Here is a 1,478-nt window from a genome sequence, read left to right on the forward strand (position 1 = left end):
TACCGTAATCGATACGAGACTCCTTACCGCCGAGCTTGCTGATATCAACGCCACGAGGCAATTCGTTAACTGAGGCTGGACTATCAAACGCTATCCAATGCCAAAAACCACTGCCTGTTGGTGCATCAGGATCGTACGCGGTAATCGCAAAACTTTTCGTACCCTTTGGAACGTCTTTCCACATCAGTTGTGGAGACTGGTTCGCACCATCACATCCCCAACCTGAATATTCAAATGTCTTCGCCATTGGATGACCTTCTTGAATATCTTTGCTCGTTAGTTCAAAAGCATGGGCAGAGCCGATAACCAAAACGCTAAGGGCCAAAACAGAATTGTGAATCGCTTTCATGTGTTTATTCCTTTCAATGAGTTCAATTCAAGTCTATTCATCAAACCAAGCCAAGACATATCAATAAGTATCACAAAATATAAAATCATCGTCTATTTTGACACTTTAAGATTCAGGCATAAATTTCTTATTCTCTGAGTTGCATCTGGTTTATGCTAACTAATTGCTCAGAAAACAAGGAAGACAAAATGGAACTGGATATCTACGTCGTTGACGCATTTACAGACACGCAATTTAAAGGCAACTCAGCCGCAGTCGTACCCTTGCAAGAGTGGTTAGAACCAGAGCTGATGCAAAACATTGCAGCGGAAAACAACCTCTCTGAAACCGCGTTTGTTAAAACGATTGGGACGAATCAATATGAAATACGCTGGTTTTCACCACTTACAGAAATCGACTTTTGTGGACACGCAACGCTCGCCGCTTCCATGGTGTTGTTCGATCAACTCGGCGTTACAGGAAGTATTGAGTTTCACACATTAAAAGTGGGCACCTTAACCGTAATTAAGAACGCACTTGGCAAGATTGAAATGACATTTCCGACAAGAGCGCCACACCCCGTCAACGCCATTCCTACGCAATTGATTGAGGGATTAAACTGCGAAGTAACACACGTACTGCTTAGCCCACAAGCTTACTTCGTCATCGTGGAAGATGAGCAAACCGTTTTCGATGTTCAATATCGATCCGACCAACTGAAACAACTCGCCCCTTACGATGTCGTCGTCACATCAAAAGGCAGTCAATACGACTTTGTATCTCGCTACTTTTGGCCAGCGAACGGCGGAGATGAAGACCCTGTCACAGGATCAGTCCACGCAGGCTTAGCACCATATTGGGCGCAAGAGCTCGGCAAAGCATCTTTAGTGGCGTATCAAGCATCAGCGCGTGGTGGCGTTCTGTACTGCGAAGTCAAAGAGGATTGCGTCAAAGTATCTGGTGATGGTGTGTTGTATATGAAAGGCAAAATTTACGTCTAACTGTACGTTGAAAATTGGCGTTAACTGTTTTTATCCTGAAAGCCTAGCTGCCCGCTAGGCTTTTCTATTTCCTGTTGTTTCAGCGTTAATCGTTACAAAGGTTGTTCGACAATACACACTGGAGAGCCTATCTCACAGTCATAACCCGT

General features: G+C 44.3%; 2 protein-coding genes. One reads left to right on the forward strand and one right to left on the reverse strand.

Annotated elements, in window-relative coordinates:
• On the reverse strand, positions 1–349 hold a 349-nt coding region (locus R8N28_RS24655), incomplete at its 3' end, for a YbhB/YbcL family Raf kinase inhibitor-like protein (RefSeq protein WP_318183597.1).
• Positions 350–537: 188 nt separating this feature from the next.
• On the opposite strand from R8N28_RS24655, the gene R8N28_RS24660 reads away from it, so the two are divergent.
• Positions 538–1,329, forward strand: coding sequence for a PhzF family phenazine biosynthesis protein (locus R8N28_RS24660; RefSeq protein WP_318183598.1), 792 nt, complete (start codon positions 538–540; stop codon positions 1,327–1,329).
• Positions 1,330–1,478 lie beyond the last annotated feature (149 nt).

The organism is Vibrio sp. Vb1554 (assembly GCF_033344235.1).

Bases quoted from the DNA above. Each gene is read 5' to 3' on its own strand.
- R8N28_RS24660 (WP_318183598.1), top strand. From the start codon at position 538: ATGGAACTGGATATCTACGTCGTTGACGCATTTACAGACACGCAATTT.